This is a genomic window from Microbacterium sp. Leaf159, from assembly GCF_001423615.1.
In the GTDB taxonomy this organism is placed as follows: domain Bacteria; phylum Actinomycetota; class Actinomycetes; order Actinomycetales; family Microbacteriaceae; genus Microbacterium.
On record NZ_LMOU01000001.1, the window covers coordinates 2,553,551 to 2,571,931 of the forward strand.

Here is an 18,381-nt window from a genome sequence, read left to right on the forward strand (position 1 = left end):
TTGCCGACCCCGTCATCGCCCGACGTCGCAGCCCCCGTCGCGGGGGTCGTCGCGGCGGGAGTGGCCGGAGCCGTTCCGCCGTTCGCCGAGCTCTCGCCGAGGATCGCGATCCCGTTGCCGGTGACGTTCACCGGCGCGGTGGCCGGCGCGGTGACCTGGCTGCCGCCGAGGATGCCGTCGTCTCCGGTGGTGGTGCCACCGGTCGAGCCGCCTGCAGCGGGTGCTGCCGGTGCCGGACCGCCGGTGACACCGCTGTCTCCGAGGAGCGAGATGGCGTTGCCCGAGACATTCACCGGTGCAGTGACCGGCGCGGTGACCTGGCTGCGGCCCAGGATGCCGTCGTCACCGGACGTGCCTGTCGCCGTGGTGGGCGATGCAGCCGGGGAGGCCGGGGCAGTTCCGCCCGTCGCCGCGCTCTCTCCGAGGAGCGAGATGGCGTTGCCCGAGACGGTGACAGGCGCCGTGACCGGTGCGGTCACCTGCGTCCCGCTGCCGACACCGTCATCACCCGACGTGGTCGGGGCGACGGAGCCGCTCGTCGAGGTGCTCGAGGAGGCCGGTGCTGCGGCATCCTGTCCGAGAGTCTCGCTCTCGCCGAGCAGCGCGACGGAGTTGCCCGACACGGTGACGGGGACGTCGACGTGCAGCAGGGCCTGGGTGCCCGACAGCAGGCCGTCGATGCCGTTCGTCGTGATCGACGGAGCCGGAGCGGTGGCTGCCGGGGCCTGGGGAGCCTCAGCCGGCGCTGCGGGAGCCGCGCTGCCCGACGAGTCGCCGAGCACCGTGATCGCGTTGCCTGTCACCGTGACGGGCAGTGTGACGTCCACGACGGCCTGGGTGCCGGATGCGGCGCCGGAATCGCCGCTCGTGGTGGGAGCCGGGGCCGGGGCCGGAGCCGGAGCGGGGGCCGGGGCGGGAGCCGGAGCCGGAGCTGGGGCTGGCGCAGGGGCTGGGGCCGGCTGCGCGGAAGAGTTTCCGAGGATCGAGACCGCGTTGTCCACGATCGTGACGGGCACCGAGATCGGCGCAACCGCCTGAGTTCCCGAGAGAAGACCGTCTTCTCCCGAGGTGTCTGCCGCATTGGCGGCAGTCGCGCCGAGCAGGGTGATCCCGCCGGCGAGAAGCGTGCCCCACAGGGCCCGCTTGATGAAAGTACGCATGATGACCTTCTCCTGACTGAATTGGGTGTGTCTGGATGGGTGCACGCGAAAGAGGATGTGCGCGCGCAGCACGGCATCTGTCGTTCACGAGGAACGACCGGACAACCCGTCAGTCAGGAGAGACGTCGGTGTCGGCGACCAGAGACGTCGGCAGGACGTCGTCGGGTGCACCGGGGGTGCGTTCCACAGCACGGAACGCGGGAACGCCCACGTCGCTGAGACGCGCGTGGGAGAGAGCGGATGCTCCGCCGGAACCGGCAGAGGAGGAAGGCGCCACCGGTCCGCCGACGGGCGGCGTGAAGGGCGTGGTGTCGCCGGATTCGGGCGCACTCGTGGCCGGAGCAGCGGGGAGAGCCACCGGCTGAAGAGCGGATGCTGCGGCGTCACCGACTGTCTGCGCGCGCGTGGGCACCGCGGCAGCCGGAGGTGTCGAGGCCGAGCGGTCGTCGACATCGAAGCCGAGCCGGTCAAGACCCGGAAGCGGTAGACCGCTCTCGGAGCGGTTCGGGTCGAGGGCGGTGAGCACGGGAGGAACGGTGTTCTCGACCACCCCGCCGACCAGGTCGGTCGTCGCGTCGACGACACCGACGACGTCGTCGAGCAGCGTGTTGACGCCGAGTTCTTCGATCAGGTGGCCGACGCCGGGGAGGGCTGCGAGAGCATCCTGCACCGGGGTGATGATCTGAGAGACAGGAGCGTCGGTGAGCAGATCGGCGACCGGAGTGACCACGGCCTGCGCGGTGTCGGTGACCGCGTCGACGACGGGAGCAGCGGCGGGCCCCACGACGGGGACCTGCGTGATCGTCTCGGAGACGTGCTCGACGACCGGGGGAGCGGCCTGCTGCACCGGGGCGACCACCTGGGTCACGACGGGTGCGACCACTTCGGTGACGACGGGCTTCACGACCTGTGTGACGATCGGCGAGGTCACGGCGGTGACGGTGTCGCCCACCGACGAGACCGTCTGGCTCACGAGTGACGTGACCCCATCGAGCAGGGGAGCGTCGGAATTCTCGTCGGCATGCGCGGAGGATCCTCCGGTGAGGACGGTGATCGCCGCCCACGCGAGCGCACCCACGCCACCCCAGAGGGCGATGGCCGGAAGGCCGCGCCGGGTTGCCTGAGCGTTCACGTCGACTTCCCTCCCCCGAGAGACGATCGTTCGTTCGACGCACGTCGCGCCGATTGGGGGTGACGATACTCCCGGTATTCCGGCATGTCTAGAGTGATCTGCTCGAAAACGATGACATCCCGCGCACATTTCCGGGGGTTGCGAAGTGTGACGCGCCCGGTGAAATCTCGGCTTGACTTTCCCCAGGTTCTACACATCCCGTACCGGATTCGATGAACCTTCAATGCGCGGTTGAAGCACTTTCTCATCCACAGGGTGGGGAAACTGAAAAGCCCAGTTCAGCGCGATAAAGAAAAGTCTGCTTCACGGTAGTCCACCGAGTTATCCACATGTGTTCTGCACAGACTCTCCGGACTTGTTCGCACGCTTTCCACAGAGTTATCCACAGGCAGTGTTGCGACCGAAAACCCTCGCTCGTAGCGTGGTGCAGCGACCCGATGTCGGAAGCACCTGGTTTGCTGCGCAGAAGGCTTCGAAAAGGCCGCGACAGCGCAGTACGAGACCCGGGCAGCACATCCGCCCCATCACGCTCGTCGCATCGAAGGGAACACTGTGTCGATCGCTGACATCTCCGAGGATCGCCTCGGCGGCAAGCGTCCGCCCGAGCGGACCCCTCCGCACGACCTCCTCGCGGAGCAGAGCGCGCTCGGTGGAATGCTGCTGTCGAAAGATGCCGTCGCAGACGTGATCGAGACGCTCAGGGGCGCCGATTTCTACATCCCGAAGCACGAGCTCATCTTCGAGGCGATCCTCTCGCTCTACTCGCACGGCGAGCCGACCGACGTCGTCGCCGTCACCGACGAGCTCATCAAGACGGGCGAGCTCAGCCGCGCCGGCGGTGCCGACTACCTCCACACGCTCACCTCGATCGTCCCCACCGCGGCCAACGCCGGCTACTACGCGGGCATCGTCTCGGAGCGTGCGATCCTCCGCCGTCTGGTCGACGCCGGCACCCGCATCGTGCAGCTCGGCTACGACGGGCAGGGCGACGCGACCGACCTCGTCAACAACGCCCAGGCCGAGATCTACTCGATCACGGGCTCCGAGACCACCGAGGACTACGTCCCCCTGCAGATCGCGGTCGACGCCGCGCTCGAAGAGATTGAGGCCGCGAGCGGCCGCGACGGCTCGATGACGGGCGTCCCGACCGGCTTCAAGGAGCTCGACGAGCTCACCAACGGCCTGCACGGTGGACAGATGATCGTCGTGGCTGCTCGACCCGCCATGGGTAAGTCGACCCTCGCGCTCGACTTCGCCCGCGCGGCCTCCATCGGTCACAACCTCCCCTCCGTCTTCTTCTCGCTCGAGATGGGCAAGAGCGAGATCGCGATGCGTCTGCTCAGCGCCGAGGGCCAGATCCCGCTGCAGAACATGCGAAAGGGAAACCTCGATCCTCGCGACTGGACCACGGTCGCGGCGACCCGAGGGCGCATCAACGACGCGCCGCTCTACATCGATGACAGCCCGAACATGACCCTGGTCGAGATCCGCGCGAAATGCCGTCGGCTCAAGCAGCGCGAGGGCCTGCGCATGGTCATCATCGACTATCTGCAGCTGATGACCTCGGGCAAGCGCGTCGAGTCCCGTCAGCAGGAGGTCTCGGAGTTCTCCCGTAGCCTCAAGCTCATCGCCAAGGAGCTGCAGGTTCCGGTCATCGCGCTGTCGCAACTGAACCGTGGTCCCGAGCAGCGCCAGGACAAGAAGCCCGCCATCAGCGACCTGCGTGAGTCCGGCTCGATCGAGCAGGACGCCGACATGGTCATCCTGCTGCACCGAGACTCGGTCTACGACAAGGACGTGCGTCCTGGCGAGGCCGACCTGATCGTCGCCAAGCACCGTAACGGTCCGACGGCCACGATCACCGTGGCCTTCCAGGGCCACTACTCGCGCTTCCACGACATGGCGCCGGGCGGCGACTTCAACTGACCCCGGGGTTCCGCCGACGAGCGCGATCGTCAGCGGGTGGGCGTCTCTCGGAACACCGTGCGACACGGCAGCGTTTCGACGCCGTTGCACCCGAACGGATGCCAACTATGCGTGAATGGGCGTACATTTTCACGCCAGTTCACGGTGAGTTCGGGCCGCGAACCTCGGGGCGCCTCGCAGAGGACCGCCTGAACCCGACAGTCGAGGACGCAGTCGTGAGGGACCTCGTCGACCGGGCCCTTGAGCAGTACGTGATCGGCCCGCCGGCGAATGCCATAGAGAGGATCGCCTGGTTCCACTGCGAGTTCGAGGTGATCCATCCGTTCGTCGACGGCAACGGGCGTATCGGTCGTGTCCTGATGAACCACCGACTACTCGGGCAGGGGCTGCCACCCGTCATCGTCCGTGCGCGGAACAGGCGCGTCGAGTACTACCCGGCGCTCGACGCGTACTCTCGCGCGAATCGCCACGACGAGATGACGCGGTTGCTCGCGCTGCTGGTGCTGGAGGCGCTCCACAAACGGATCTCCCTCCTCACCAGTCCAGAGATCATCCGGCTCTCGGAGTGGGCACGGAATGTCGGGATGCGCGGCAACGTCGCGGCGAACCGCGCCAAAAGACAGACGCTCCCCGCGTTCAGGGTGAGGGACCGCTGGATGATCGCTGCGGATCATCGAGACTGACGTCGACCGAGCCAGGGGTGTCACCGGAGGCCGTCGACGCAAGTGCTCCCTGGTCGCACTTCCCACCACAGCTCGTACTCGGTCCCGTTCTCAGTCTCGATCAGCCACGGCGGAAACTTGACGTACCGCTCCATCGCGAGGTTCCACGCCGCGTCCGCTCTCGTCGAACGAGGGTCGTCCGCGGGCAGGTCGTCCTCTGTCGTCCATGATTCTGCGGGGTGGGTCTTCGCCCAGTCGTAGATGAGCTGACCTGTCTGAGACCAGTCCCGTTCATTCATGCTCTCGGCGATGTCGGTCGGCATCGGCAAGCGGTCCGAAGTGCCGTAGTCGTAGGTGCAGGAGTACTCATGCCCGTCATCGCCGACGTAACTCAGGGCGATCGTCACGTTCGTCGTGAGCCACCACCTCTGACCGAGCACGATCATGGCGCCGATGACCACCATGGCGACAGCGACTGTCGCAGCGACCGCGATCAGCCATCCCGTGCGAGGTCGCCGCCACGGCGGAGCTGGCGAAGATTCGATCGACATCAGATCATCGTAATCAGGCCGGGGAGGCGGACACCGCGTTCACGGAGCCGAGAGGTCTCCCGGGGCGCCGAACAGACGGAGCCGAGAGGGTCGAAGCAGGGGATGGACGGGACGCCCCCACCACGGGGGAGGCGGCAGAAAGGGCGCCCCATCCGATGCCGTCATATGGGCGGCACCCCAGCTGTCGCGTTACAGCGCGACAGAGCTGTGACGTAAGCGTGACACCAGCGAACGCCTCGCGCAAGCCCTATTGTCGACCGGTATTTCGGGCAGTGGACGGGGAGGCGCGATCAGTCGTCCGCGATTCAGGCGAGCGCCTCGGCGTGACGGCGAAGCCCTCGGCGGTTCGAGACGTCCAGCTTGCGCATGATCCGGTGCATGTGGCTCTCCACCGTGCGCACGCTGAGCACCAGGCGGGAGGCGATCTCGGCGTTCGACAGCCCGCTCGCGGCGAGGCGTCCCACCTCTTTCTCGCGATCGGTGAGCGTGACCGCTGTCGCCCCGAAACGCGCGAGGTCGAAGTGCCTCCCCGGGTGCCGCGCGCGGATCAGCTCATCCCGCGCGAGTGCCTTCCGCTGCCCTGACTCGTCCCCGGCTTCGGAGTACCACGTTCGGGCGAAGCGACAGGCTGACAGTGACGTTCCGGTGAGGCCCCGAGCATCCAGCTCATCGGCCGTGTCGAGGATCTCGCGAGGATCATGGTCGACCAGCGCCGTCACGAAGGCGGCCTGGGCGGCGAGTCCGGTGGCCTCCGGCAATTGCCTCAGGTGCGCCAGTGCGACTGCGAGTCGGGCCGGTGTCGGCTCGAGCTCCACTGCGGAGAGCTCCGCGGTGAGACCCGCCAGGCGGGCACCGCGGTTCCAGAGAGCCTCACCTGAGCGGGCGAGCAGCTCGGCAGCCTTCTGAGTGTTCCCGTCGAATGCGAGCAGCTGCACCTGCGGCCAAGCGCGGCTCTGCCCGGGAAGAGGGCCGTCCTCTGCTCCGAGCTGCTCCAGGTCGGCCGCGAGCCGCTCACCGGTCGTGAGCTGACCCCGGCGGATGGCGACCACGGCGGCGATCGCCAGCAGTGACAGCTGCACGCCGGGTGGCAGGGGCGAGGGTTCTCCGGCGGAGAAGATCACCTCGAGCAGGTCGTCGACCGCCGCGTGGTCACCGGACGCCAGATGGCAGAGTGCCGCGGCCGTGCCGAAAGCGCGCACCGCGTCGATGTCGAGATATCCGTGCGCCTCGTCGAAGCCGCGCTGCAGCACGTCCAGGGCCCCGCTCGCGTCGCCCTGACCGAACAGGGCCATTCCGAGGAGCACCCGCGGGGTGTGCCGCTGCTCTTCGTTGTCGAGATCCTCGATGAGCGTGTACACCCGCAGGGCGTCGGTGAAGCGTCCGAGGCTCACGAGCACACTCATCTGCGTCTCGAACATCACCAGCTTGACCGTCGAGGGAAGCTCGTCCGAGACCTCGAGGCGACTGCTGAAGTCGTCGGGGACCGCGCCGAGATTCGCGAACAACTGCACCTCGACCGCCCGCAGCATCCCGGCATGCATGCCGACCGTGGCAGCATCCTCCTGCAGATGAGCGACAGCGCGATCCAGATCGTTGTCGACGTAGGCGGTCCACTCGGCCTTGAGGGCGGCGAACTCGGCACGACTCGCGTCATCGCCCGAGCGGGCATCGGGAGACGAGAGGATCTCGGCGATCACATCCCTCACCTTCGCCGTATGCGTGTGCATGAGAGCGCGGATGTAGCGGACGGCACTGGCCGCGGTGGGGTTCGCCTCCCACTCGGCGGCCGTGACGATGCGACGCGCGCGTGCGCGCTCCTGCAGCAGCCGGACGAACAGAGCATCCTGACCGCTCGCCGTCGTCGGGGAGGACTGCGAGTCGGTGAGCACCGACCAGACCGACTCTGGCGTGCTCAGCTGCCGCACGATCTGCCCCGTGAGCCGCGTGCGGCGTGCGGTGAGCGGTTCATGCCGGAAGAACTCCACGAGCAGGGGCGGCATCACCGCGACGAGCTGCCGGTCACCGCTGGGGATGAACGTGATCATCCGACGCTCCTCCAGCAGCTCCAGTGTTGCCCAGTCGACGAGTTGGCTGGCCGTGTCGATGTCGGCGACGCCGACGATCGCGATGATCTCGAGCGCGTCGCGCGTCGCATCGTCGAGGCTCTCGAGGTGCGCCTCCAGCACGGCGCGCAGACCGCTGCTCCACAGGTCTCGGGTCGCGGTCCATTCGCCGCCGCGCAGCACGAGGCGCTGCTCGCGGATGGTCGCGTCGACGAGACTCAGCGCGAGCCCGATGTTGCCACCCGACTTCGCGAAGATCCGGCTCATGGTGCTCGCCTCGATCGGGTGCGAGAGGTACGTCTCGAGAGCCGTCTCCATCTCCTCGAAGCGCAGCGGCGTCATGTCGATCACATACGACGGCTCGAGCGTCGATGCGGGAAGACCGCTCGGCGTGTGTCTGGCGCGCAGACCCTGCAGGCGCGACAGGACGATCGGCACCCCGTACTCGCGTCGCACCGACTCGGCGACGCCCCACGACGACTCGTCGAGGTCGTCCCAGTCGTCGAGGAACAGCACCGACCGCGAGGCGCGGAGCGCCTGCCGCAGCGAGTCGGCGGTCTCATGCAGGTTCGGACCCGGCCGCTGCGTGCTGGTCGCACCGATGCCGGCGAGATGCAGAGCGGCGAGCGGATGCTGGCGCAGCGAGGCGATCCCGCGCACCGAGACCACGGTCCACTCGTCCTGCTCCACCCGGGCGCGCAGTGCCTTGAAGAACGCACTGCGACCTGAGCCTCGGCTGCCGACGATATCGATGCTGACGCCCGCCTGGATCAGGTCGACTGCTGCGGCGAGACTCTCTTCGCGACCGACCACCATGAGTTCCCGCCTCCTCACGTGCTGTACCTATGCAAAACGTACTCTCCTGGACTCCGCAGAGATAGGCGCACCGGCGGCGGCCGATGCGGCCGCCCTGCCAGCTCTGATCCTGTCGCTCCGAGCCCCCGATGATCACGATGAGCACGCCCGGTACGCGGGGATAGCTCCGAGCTTGCGTACTTCCGAGCGCGCCAGGGCAGAGGTTGTGGTGCAGGGCAGTACCCGGATGGCCGGTACTGAGCATCCGCGACACAGAATCCTCAGGTCTGCGCGCGTCCACTACGTAAGGGACAGCGAGGGCCACTGAGATCGACGCGGCCGAGTGCGGAAGGAATCGGAATCCCGGCTTCCGGCCGGCTGCGGACCGCAGTCTTACAGTCACCGCCCATCTGCGCACATCGTGCCCCGCGGTCCTACCCCACCCGAGAAACAGCGTGACGTCAGCGCGCGCCCGAATACATGGAGACGACAACCGTGAGCGAGAGCCCTCGATTACCAGGCCGTCGAACGCTGCGCCGGCGGCGCCGGATGGCGCGGCGCGTGCGTCTCGTCGCCGCGGTGACGGCAGGGCTCGGCATGATCGCCGGCGCCCTCGTGGTCGCAGCCCCCGCGATGTCCGCACCGAGCCACGAGCTCGTCATCACGAGCACCGCCTTCTCGGGGATCGATCAGACGCCCGGCGACGGCGTGTGCCTGACCGCCACGGGAACGTGCACACTTCGCGCGGCACTGGAGGAGTCGAACGCACTGAAGGGCGCTCCCGGTGACGTCGTCATCACCGTGCAGCCCGGTCTCAGCGGCACCATCCGACCGGTCATGACCCGTTCCGCCGCGAACTGGATGCAGACGGCCGCCGTGTCGACCTGGGATGACGGCGCCTTCTATCGCATCACCGCGCCGGTGACCGTCGACCTCGACAACCGCCTCTCCATCGTCCCCACATCGGAGTCCGTCGAGGGAGCCGCGTTCGAGATCGCAGGGACCGATGTGGTGCTGAAGAACTTCACGAACATCCTCTCCAGCGGAACCTCGATCGTGATGGGCGAGCAGGCGAAGCGAGTCAGCCTCACGGGCGGCTCGACCGTCACCCGGGAGAACTACTTTCCCGAGCGGTTCGTCGTCTACCGGCAGGGAGCGAGCGACATCTCGGTCAGCGACTATTCGCTGCAGGGGTTCTTCCACGAGAGCCAGCAGACGTCGGGGCTGTTCCTGTTCAACGCCACGACGACGGCGCCGATGAAGAACATCACCATCTCGCGGGTGCAGGTGAACTACACCTCCGGCGGCACCTGCAACGGATCGGACGGATCCGGGTGCCGCACCAACCTGACGACCTTCTCGCCGCGTGACTCGAACGTCGTGCTCGACGGCTTCTCGTTCACGGATTCAGTCGTGAAGAACCTCAACGGTGCCACCGGATTCAAGTTCTCGAACAGCAACACCACGGGTGTGAAGCTGTCGAACCTGACCATCTCGGGCAACCAGTTCCTCAACTCCACCGGGGATGGATCGGGAGACGAGTACGCCTTCATCACGCTGCCGCCGGGCACCCTCAGCGGTGAGAACCGGATCTCGCGCAACCACATCGTGCGCGCGGCATCGGGGCAGAGCATCGCGATCCGCTGGGACGGCCTGACCCGCAGCGGCACGGTGCCGAGCGGGCTCAGCATCACCGACAACTTCATCGACGGCTACGACTCCAGCATCCGCCTCTCTCGCAGCGGCCTGACGACCGTCTCGGGGAACACCTTCGGAACCCGGTCGGGCTCGCAGGGCAGGCCCGCCACCGGCGAGGAGACCGCCGATGGAGGTGCGCTCCTCGTCGACAACGGCACGGACTCGAACCTGACCGTGGCCACCTGGTTCCCGACGGCGAACGCCTCGGTGGTGGCCGCTCCGTCGAGCGCCGCCCTGGTCGCGACGCCGCGCGCCGGGTTCACGGGAGGGACGTGCCTGGCCGAGGTCGCGGTGCAGAAGCCTGTGAGCGGGCAGAACATCCCCACCGGACCCGTCTCGCTCGACCTCTACTGGACGGCCGATCGCACCGCCGAGATCTATCTCGGGCGCGTGACCGGCGTGACGGCGGCCACGGCATCCGTCGCCTTCTCGCTTCCCGTCGGACCGCAGGCGCTCGCCGGCGCCACCACCCCCACCTCTGCGCAGGCCGTGAACGCGACGACCGGTGATGTCTCGGGATTCGTGCGCGTGCAGACCCATGGCGAGACGACGCCCCAGCTCACCTCGTCGCAGTTCAGCCGCACGGTCGCCGTGGCCGGGAACTGCCGGCCGACCCTTGCGCTCGAGCAGGCGGCAGGTCAGAACGACCCCACGATGAGCCGCGACCTGCGCTACCTGCTCACCTCGTCGCTGCCTCTCGACCCAGCGACCGTCACGCCCGATGACCTCGTCCTGAACGCCACAGCCACCGCGGACACCATCGACGCGGCGCGGATCAATCCTCGAGTCGTCTCGGTGACGCCTGTCGCCGGCAAGAACGGACTCCAGTTCGAGGTGGTCGCACGCGTCGACGATTCGGCCGCCGTGTCAGCGGGCATCGTCGCGGGGCGCGTGACGTCGACCTCGGGGCTCACCAACACCGCGGCCGCGAGCTCGGTCGATGCCCGCATCACCTTCGTCAACCCGCTGCAGGTGACGGCGTCGCGATTCACCCTCGTGACGGGAGAGAAGAAGGGCAAGACGTATGCCGTGATGCTCCGCGCGGGCGCGCCGGTGCCGACGTCGCCGGTGACCTTCTCGTCGCAGATCGACGCGGTGGGCCTGGAGTACGGCGTCCAGCTGTCGACCGCCGCTCCCGTGATCGCGCCCGGTGGCCGGGCGACCGAGTCGATCGTGGTGAAGGCGAGTGCGGGCGACGTCCGCGCGAACACGAAGACGACGATCGCGGCGACGGTCGCCTCGGGCGACGGGAACTACGACGGGCTGGTCGTGCCGTCGGTGAATCCGTTCCTGTTCTCGACCGACCCGACCATCGACATCGAGAAGCGCGCATTCGCCGCAGTGACCGATTCCTCGACTCCGGCCGCGATCGAGCAGACGGGGACTCCGGTGCTCACCGGCGCCAGGCTCGTCGACGGGCAGGCCGTGTGCTTCGTGTACACGGTGACGAACCGATCGGCGGACGACTGGGTCACGAACCTGCACGACATCCTCGTGACGGACTCCGACCTGCGTCTCGGCACCGGTGGCCTGATCGGATCGATCCCGCAGCTGCCGATCGGCGAGAGCAAGAAGGTCGCCGCGTGCGGCACGATCGTCTCGAACGGGACGGCCGACGGGTGGCGCCGATGACCGCGGCCGACACACCACCCCACTCGACGAGGATGCCGCTCGTCGTCGGCATCATCGCCGTCGCGGCACTGGCCGTCGCCGCGATCGGCGCCGGAACCTACGCACTGTGGTCGTCTGAGGACACGTTCTCGGGCTCGCTGTGGCGCGCGGGGGATCTGGAGATGACGACCGAGCAGGCGTCGTGGCGGCAGATCACCCCGGGCGTGACCGAACCTCGATCCGGAGAGCTGGCGAGCACCCCGACCGACTTCTACACGATGCCCGGCGATGTCATCGAGATCACCCAGCCCCTCGAGACGTACCTGTGCGGAGAGAACCTGATCGGGGCGCTGAGCGTCGAGTTCGCGTCACCTCTCGACGTGCAGGCTCAGGTCGATGCGGGCGACATCGCGGTGACGCTGCGCGTGGAAGATGCCGAGGGCGACGTCGTCGCGACCGGCACGCCCGACGGCGGGCAGCTCGCGGTGCCCGGACTGCTCGGATCGCCTCAGGGCGAGACCGATCGCTGGACCGTGATCGTGCGGGTCGAGGTGCGCGGCGACTACGTCTGGACGGACAGCGAGGTGCGCAGCGCCGCGGGGATCTGGGCCGCCGGCGACCTGATCGTGCGCCTCGACCAGGTGCGCGGAACAGGGGCCCGAGCATGAGGCGGCGCACGGTCCTCTCGCTCACCGCCGCGATCGCCGGAGTGATGACCTTCGGCGCGGTCTCGACCGCGCACGCGCTGTGGACCACGAACGACGCCGTCCTCGTGCCCGAGCTGCGCACCGGGGCGCTGACCTTCGGAGCATCCGCCGATTCGCAGCGCGTCCTGTCGGAGTCGGGTGAGCCCGTGGAGGTCACCCTGCCCGGCAGCGAGATCGCCGCGGTGCTCGATCAGGGCGGCCTGCGGACCGAGCCCGTGATCTGGCGATTCCAGGTGTCCGGTGCCGCTCTCGGCATCACCGGACTCGAGTACGACGTCACGATCGGCCCTCAGGTCTGGAGTGATGGCCGCACCGCCGACCTGACCGAGGGCATCGCCGAGGAGGGCACGCTCCTGGCGGACTCGACGGTCCGGGTCTATCCGGCAGGCCTCGGCGACGACTGCTCGGTGATCCCCGATGGCGAAGGCTCGGCGAACGTGCAGCTGACCGACGCCGCCGATCGCACGCTGCAGGAGCCGGCCGCCAACCCGACGGGTGCCGAGATCAGCCAGACCTGGTGCGTCGCGATGCTCTGGAACCACCGCGCCGACGGCCTCTACATCTCGGAGGCGAGCGCCTACGGCATCGCCGTCGACGGCAGTGAGAACCGGGACTTCGACACCTGGGAGGCCGCAGTCGCCTTCCCGGCATCGCTGAACGCCATCGGTGTCTACGACCACATCGCATGGGCGGAGGGAACGGGCGACGACGGCACCCTGTCGCGCGACGACTCGTCATGGAACGGGACCGTGCACCCCGACCCCGCAGGGGAACCGGGCCTCGTGATCCGCATCGACCCTCGCGTGACCAACGCGAACCCCACCATCGCTCCTGGCGACCGCGCCACGCGATGAATCCAGACCCTCCATCCCGCAGGCAGGACACGACGTCCTGCCGCGCCACACCCGACCACCATCAAGAAGGAGCACTCCCATGAGTATCGAAAACCCCCAGATCATCGTCGTGACCGAAGAGAAGAAGAAGCGCCGCGGCGCACTGCTCCTCGTGGCAGGCGGAGCCGCGGCCCTGCTCGCGGGCGGATCGACGTTCGCGCTGTGGACCGCGACCGACGGCTTCAGCGGAGGACAGATCACCGCCGGTGACCTCGACGTCGTGCAGACCGCTGACACGACCTTCTGGGACGTCTCCGCAGACCGCGACGACGCGACCGCCACCGTCACCGGTACCGACGGATCGCAGCTCGGTCACGCGCTCTCCCCGGCGGATGCATCGACCTGGCGCATCGTTCCCGGCGACAAGGTCGCGGCCTCGTTCTCGGCCGACGTGACCCTCGAAGGCGACAACCTCGTCGGTCGGCTGGCGCTCGACGGCCCGGCCCTGAACGAATACGACATCACGGGCATGACGTACACGTACGAGGTGTACCAGGACGGTGCCCTCGTGCAGCCCGAGATCGCGCTGCCCGTCACGGCAGACGCGACGCTGCTCTACCTGTCGGCACCGCAGACCGGACAGGACGCGGGTCTCGAAGACGCGAACGGCACCTCGGTGCTCTCGATGGCCGCGACCACCGAGGACCTGACCGTCGTCGTCTACGGCACCTTCTCGTCGACGGTCACCGACCGCACCGACGTCACTCTGACCGACACGCTGTCGGGTCTGAACCTCAGGCTCGAGCAGGTCCGCGACATCGGCGAGCAGTTCTAAGCACCCCGATCGGGAGGCGCTTCAGGATCGGGGCGCCTCCCTCGACCACCACCCGACCGATGAGAGACGGACGCATGCGCACCGCCGGCAGAATCCAGAAGAGCTGGTACGAGTCGCCCTGGCGCATCGCCGGGCGGGCCGTGTCGATCGCGTTCGTCGTGGCGGTGATCGCCCTCATCGCCGCGCTCCTGGTGGTGCCGCGAGTGGCCGGAGGGTCCTCGCTCACGGTGCTCACCGGTTCCATGGAGCCCACCCTCGCGCCGGGCGACGTCGTGGCCGTGCGAGGCGTCGCACCCGATCAGGTGTGCACCGAGATCGGGGTCGGCGACATCGTGACCTATCTGCCGGAGCCGGGGAGTCCGGCGCTCATCACCCACCGGGTCGTGGGCAAGACCGTCGGCACCTTCGACGACGGCACCGACTGCCGCCTCATCACCCAGGGCGATGCCAACTCGGCGGCGGATGCTCCCGTCTCGCCCGAGCAGGTGCGAGGCGCATTCCTCTACAGCCTCCCCGCGCTCGGATGGGTGCGCCAATGGGTCTCCGAGAACCTCATGATGCTCGGCATCGTGCTCGGTGCCGGTCTGCTCGGGTACGGACTCTGGAGCACGTTCAGGAGGCCCCGGACCCGCGTGATCATGACCTCGGGGGCGGGTGGGGGCGCCGGGGCAGCCGCTCCCGCCCCCGCAGCCGAACCATCGTCCGACGACCTGCGGGTTCGGGAACTCGATCTCCGCGAGCGCGAACTCGCGGTCCGCGAGCAGGAACTCCAGCTCGCACGACTGCGACTGCTGCCGTTCGACGAGGACTCCTTCCGAGAGCTGCTGCCGACCACGACGAATCCCGAGAGAGACCAGTGATGCCGTACCCGCACCCCGCACCCTCGACTGCGCACCCCGCATCCGGAGATCTCGACGACGTGCTCGCGGACTCTCGTCGGCGGAACCGCCGGGCGTCGTTCGTCTCGTGGATCCTCGCTCTCGTGCTCCTGCTCACGCTGGCGGGGGTGCTCTCGGCCGCGGGTGTGCTGCCGCCGTTGCCGTCGGGCGAGCCGACCCGGATCGCGGTGACGGGCGGCTCAGCAGACGCGGCGCCGGCGACGGCATCCGGTGATCGGAGCGCGCCGTGGGATGCCGTCGCGACGGCCACCTGGGACGGCGCCGCGACGCACCTGGACTGGTCGGGCCGCTCGTACTCCACCGCCGAGGCCTCGTTCGTCGGCGATCGGGTCGCGTCGCCCGGCGACCGCACGCGACGCACGCTGCTGCTGACGAACTCCGGTCCCTCCCGTGCCGACCTGGCCGTGTCGCTGCGGCTCGGCGAGGTCGTGCCCGAGGGCGCGCGAAATCCCGACCTCGCAGGCGACGTCGAGCTGTTCTGGAACGTGGGCGGCATCGAGGGGCGGCAGCCGTATTCGGCTCTGCGCGACCGATCCGCCGGCGTGGTCGAGATCGCGCAGGTGCACGTCGCCCAGGGGGAGACGGTGGCCGTGGAGATCGGGTTCGAGCTTCCGGCAGCCACCACTCAGCAGCGCAACGAGGGAGCCGCATCCACCGAGCTCGCCTTCGATGTGGTCGCCACCATGTCAGGGGATGTCGACGCGCAGCCTGAACGTCTGGCGGCCACCGGAGCGGACTCGCTCCTGCTGTTCGGCATCGCCGCAGGGCTGCTGATGCTGCTCGGACTGCTTCTCGTCGCCCGTCGTCGACCGCGATGCGACGACTGCTCGAGGACGATCGGCAGAGACGAGTCGTGGACCGATCTGGCGCGCCATGATGTGGGCCGGTATCGGGTGTGCCCGGACTGCGCAGAGCTGCACCGGGCGTTGTCGTCAGCGGGGTGATCGAGGTCACCTCTGATCCTGCAATCCCGACAAGCTGAGGCACTGGAACCGGGGTTCCGACAGCTAGAGCACGATGTCGTCCGAGGCGGTCAGGGGGATCCACTCGGTCGATCGGATGCTGCCTCGCCGCAGCACGTCGGAGTCGACCAGCACTCCGAGGTCGACACCGGTGATGCGTGCGACCTCGGTCACCGGCACCTGGAATGTGCGGAAGGCCCCCAGAGGCGGCACGGCGAAGAGGCCGTCGGCGGTCTCGACGAGCTCGGACTGGTCGAGGACGAAACCGGCGGACGCCAGGCCGTCAGGCCCCTGCCACGTGGCCACCTTCCAGAACCGGAGAGGGATGCGGATGCCGCGATACGCAGGATCGTCATCCGCGAGCACGGGCGCCGTGAAGACCGAGAGACGCTGATCGGTGGCCTCGGCGTACTCGATGACGTGGTCTTCGAGACCCAGCCAGAGCTCCTTCGACTGATTGAACCCGGCCGCCTGGGGAGCCGCATTCGGATAGAAGAACGTGGCCTCGGTGGCCGCGCGAGCGTCGGCGACATCGCCCCAACCGGGGTCGCGCCGACGCACGAGGTGTCCGCGGTCGAGGTCGTTGCGTGAGTAGACCTCGGCGCCGGTCTGCAGGTCGGCGGCGACTCGGGGATCGAGACGCCACTCGCCGGTGCGCGGCAGCTCGCGCAGCAGCGCTCCGTCGATGTTCACACCCGTCACGGCCGCCAGGCGACGGTCGGTGTCGAGCAGCACCGTGAAGCGCGGGTAGGTCAGCTCGGTCGCATCCTGCGTCGGCTGAGGCAGGGGAACGCGCGTCGGAAGGAAATCGAGGTCGTATCCGTCTGCCATACCGACATATTGCCTTGGGTCGCCGACATCGACGAGGGGGTTGCCGCGCGCAGGAACGCCCCCTCCCGATCGTCTCGGGAAGAGGCGTTCGCGCTCAGCGGCTCACGGGGTCGGCATGCCGCCGTTGACGTTGAGCGTCTCGCCGGCGACGTAGCTCGACTCCGCGGAGGCGAGGAACACGTAGGCGGGGGCGAGCTCGGCGGGCTGACCCATGCGGCCGAGCGGGGTGTTCTCGCCGAACTCGTCGAGCTTCTCCTGGGGCTGTCCGTCGCTGGGCTGCAGGGGCGTCCAGATCGGACCGGGCGCCACGGCGTTCACGCGGATTCCCTTCGGCGCCAGCTGCTGCGCGAGGCCCTTCGTGAACGCGTTGATGGTCGCCTTGGTCGAGGCGTAGTCGACGAGGATGTCCGAGGGCGAGTACGCCTGGATCGACGTGGTGTTGATGATCGCGGAACCCGCCGGAAGGTGCGGGAGCGCCGCCTTCGTGATCCAGAACATGGCATACACGTTGGTCTTGAAGGTGTCGTCGAACTGCTCGTCGGTGATGTCGGTGAGCGACTCCTGGTAGACCTGCTTGCCGCCGTTGTTGACGAGGATGTCGAGGCCGCCCAGCGCTCCGACAGCTTCGGCGACGAGCGTGCGGCAGTACTCGGCGTCGCGCAGGTCGCCGGGGATCTGCGCCACCGTGGCGCCGGCGTCGCGCAGGATGCCGGCGATGCGTGCCGCATCCTCTTCCTCCTCCGGAAGGTATGAGAGCGCCACATCCGCGCCCTCACGCGCGAACGCGATCGCGGTGGCCGCTCCGATGCCGGAGTCGCCGCCCGTGATGAGCGCCTTGCGACCGGTCAGGCGGCCGGTGCCGCGGTAGGTGTCTTCACCGAGGTCGGCCTTCGGCGCGAGATCCGCGTCGAGCCCCGGCTCGGGCATGTGCTGCTTCTCGGGCTCGATGTCGGAGTAGAGCTCGGCGGGGTTGACGAAGGTGTACTGGTCACGAGACATGGGGTTCCTCTCGGTCGCGGGTGGGGGTATGCCTCCAGCGTGCGCCGACGTCGGCATCTCGACCAGCGCCTTGCGCCTCGCGGCCCTGGTCGCTAGGGAACCGGGAGGGGTCGACCCGCTCGAGCGCCGGGAGTAGCCTCGCCGCATGGGCCGACTCATCTACTCCATGATCACGTCCCTCGACGGTTACGTCAGCGGGCCCGATGGCGGGTTCGACTGGGCGCTCGACGAGGAGCTGCACGACTTCATCAACAGGCAGTTCGCCGACGTCAGTACCTACCTCTACGGGCGTCGCATGTACGAGACCATGGTCTATTGGGAGACCGCGCATCTCGAACCCGATCAGCCGCAGGTGGGGATCGACTATGCGCGCGTGTGGCAGGCAGCCGACAAGATCGTCTTCTCGACGACCCTGGCGGAGGTCTCGAGTGAGCGCACCCGTCTCGAGCGCTCCTTCGATCCCGCGGTGGTCGAGCGCTGGAAGGCCGAGTCCGACGGCGATCTGACGGTCGACGGTCCGACGCTCGCGGGCGAGGCGATCCGCGCCGGACTGGTCGACGAGTTCGGCATGTTCATCGGTCCGGGGATCGTCGGTGGCGGCAAGCCGTTCTTTCCCGAGGGCGTTCACGTCGACCTCGAACTGCTCGAGGATCGCCGGTTCGGCAGCGGCGTGATGTTCCTCCGCTATCAGACGGTGCGTCCGTAGAGCCGTCGATC

15 protein-coding genes are annotated in these 18,381 nt (G+C 68.3%); 9 read left to right on the top strand and 6 right to left on the bottom strand.

Features of this window, described 5'->3' with window-relative positions:
* Both ASF80_RS19380 and ASF80_RS12065 read right to left on the bottom strand, forming a co-directional pair.
* On the bottom strand, positions 1-1,160 hold a 1,160-nt coding region (locus ASF80_RS19380), incomplete at its 3' end, for a chaplin family protein (RefSeq protein WP_056311055.1).
* Between the two features lie 109 nt (positions 1,161-1,269).
* Positions 1,270-2,292, bottom strand: a complete 1,023-nt coding sequence (locus tag ASF80_RS12065; RefSeq protein ID WP_235559960.1) for a hypothetical protein — start codon at positions 2,290-2,292, stop codon at positions 1,270-1,272.
* Positions 2,293-2,844: 552 nt separating this feature from the next.
* On the opposite strand from ASF80_RS12065, the gene dnaB reads away from it, so the two are divergent.
* Entirely contained in the window at positions 2,845-4,218 is a 1,374-nt protein-coding gene (gene dnaB, locus ASF80_RS12070; RefSeq protein WP_056311057.1) for a replicative DNA helicase, read from the top strand.
* Between the two features lie 107 nt (positions 4,219-4,325).
* The gene (locus ASF80_RS12075) at positions 4,326-4,901 is read left to right on the top strand and encodes a Fic family protein (protein ID WP_056311059.1); all 576 of its coding nucleotides are present in this window, start codon (positions 4,326-4,328) and stop codon (positions 4,899-4,901) included.
* 20 nt (positions 4,902-4,921) lie between these two features.
* Here the strand turns inward: ASF80_RS12075 and ASF80_RS12080 are convergent, their stop codons facing one another.
* Entirely contained in the window at positions 4,922-5,431 is a 510-nt protein-coding gene (locus ASF80_RS12080; protein ID WP_056311062.1) for a hypothetical protein, read from the bottom strand.
* 305 nt (positions 5,432-5,736) lie between these two features.
* The gene (locus ASF80_RS12085) at positions 5,737-8,310 is read right to left on the bottom strand and encodes a helix-turn-helix transcriptional regulator (RefSeq protein WP_056311064.1); all 2,574 of its coding nucleotides are present in this window, start codon (positions 8,308-8,310) and stop codon (positions 5,737-5,739) included.
* Positions 8,311-8,850: 540 nt separating this feature from the next.
* Between ASF80_RS12085 and ASF80_RS12090 the strand changes: the two genes are divergently transcribed.
* The 6 genes from ASF80_RS12090 (at position 8,851) to ASF80_RS12115 (ending at position 15,816) form a co-directional block, all read left to right on the top strand.
* Complete coding sequence (locus tag ASF80_RS12090; RefSeq protein WP_157521047.1) at positions 8,851-11,619, top strand: hypothetical protein; 2,769 nt, start codon at positions 8,851-8,853, stop codon at positions 11,617-11,619.
* Positions 11,616-12,266 (top strand): SipW-dependent-type signal peptide-containing protein, encoded by a 651-nt coding sequence (locus ASF80_RS12095; RefSeq protein ID WP_157521048.1) that lies wholly within the window; start codon positions 11,616-11,618, stop codon positions 12,264-12,266. The genes ASF80_RS12090 and ASF80_RS12095 overlap by 4 nt, the downstream gene beginning before the upstream one ends.
* The gene (locus ASF80_RS12100; protein WP_056311070.1) at positions 12,263-13,159 is read left to right on the top strand and encodes a hypothetical protein; all 897 of its coding nucleotides are present in this window, start codon (positions 12,263-12,265) and stop codon (positions 13,157-13,159) included. The genes ASF80_RS12095 and ASF80_RS12100 overlap by 4 nt, the downstream gene beginning before the upstream one ends.
* A gap of 79 nt (positions 13,160-13,238) precedes the next feature.
* Positions 13,239-13,973 (top strand): SipW-dependent-type signal peptide-containing protein, encoded by a 735-nt coding sequence (locus ASF80_RS12105; protein ID WP_056311074.1) that lies wholly within the window; start codon positions 13,239-13,241, stop codon positions 13,971-13,973.
* A gap of 74 nt (positions 13,974-14,047) precedes the next feature.
* Entirely contained in the window at positions 14,048-14,833 is a 786-nt protein-coding gene (locus tag ASF80_RS12110; protein ID WP_162239131.1) for a signal peptidase I, read from the top strand.
* Positions 14,833-15,816, top strand: a complete 984-nt coding sequence (locus tag ASF80_RS12115; RefSeq protein WP_056311077.1) for an LPXTG cell wall anchor domain-containing protein — start codon at positions 14,833-14,835, stop codon at positions 15,814-15,816. The genes ASF80_RS12110 and ASF80_RS12115 overlap by 1 nt, the downstream gene beginning before the upstream one ends.
* Before the next feature lie 63 nt (positions 15,817-15,879).
* Here ASF80_RS12115 and ASF80_RS12120 read toward each other — a convergent pair whose 3' ends face one another.
* On the bottom strand, positions 15,880-16,665 hold the full coding sequence (locus ASF80_RS12120) for a DNA/RNA non-specific endonuclease (protein ID WP_056311079.1): 786 nt from the start codon (positions 16,663-16,665) through the stop codon (positions 15,880-15,882).
* Between the two features lie 102 nt (positions 16,666-16,767).
* Positions 16,768-17,664: an SDR family oxidoreductase gene (locus tag ASF80_RS12125; protein ID WP_056311081.1), complete on the bottom strand. Its 897-nt coding sequence runs from the start codon at positions 17,662-17,664 to the stop codon at positions 16,768-16,770.
* Between the two features lie 145 nt (positions 17,665-17,809).
* Here ASF80_RS12125 and ASF80_RS12130 point away from each other — a divergent pair, with 145 nt between their 5' ends.
* Positions 17,810-18,370 (top strand): dihydrofolate reductase family protein, encoded by a 561-nt coding sequence (locus ASF80_RS12130; RefSeq protein ID WP_056311084.1) that lies wholly within the window; start codon positions 17,810-17,812, stop codon positions 18,368-18,370.
* The last annotated feature ends 11 nt before the right edge of the window (positions 18,371-18,381 follow it).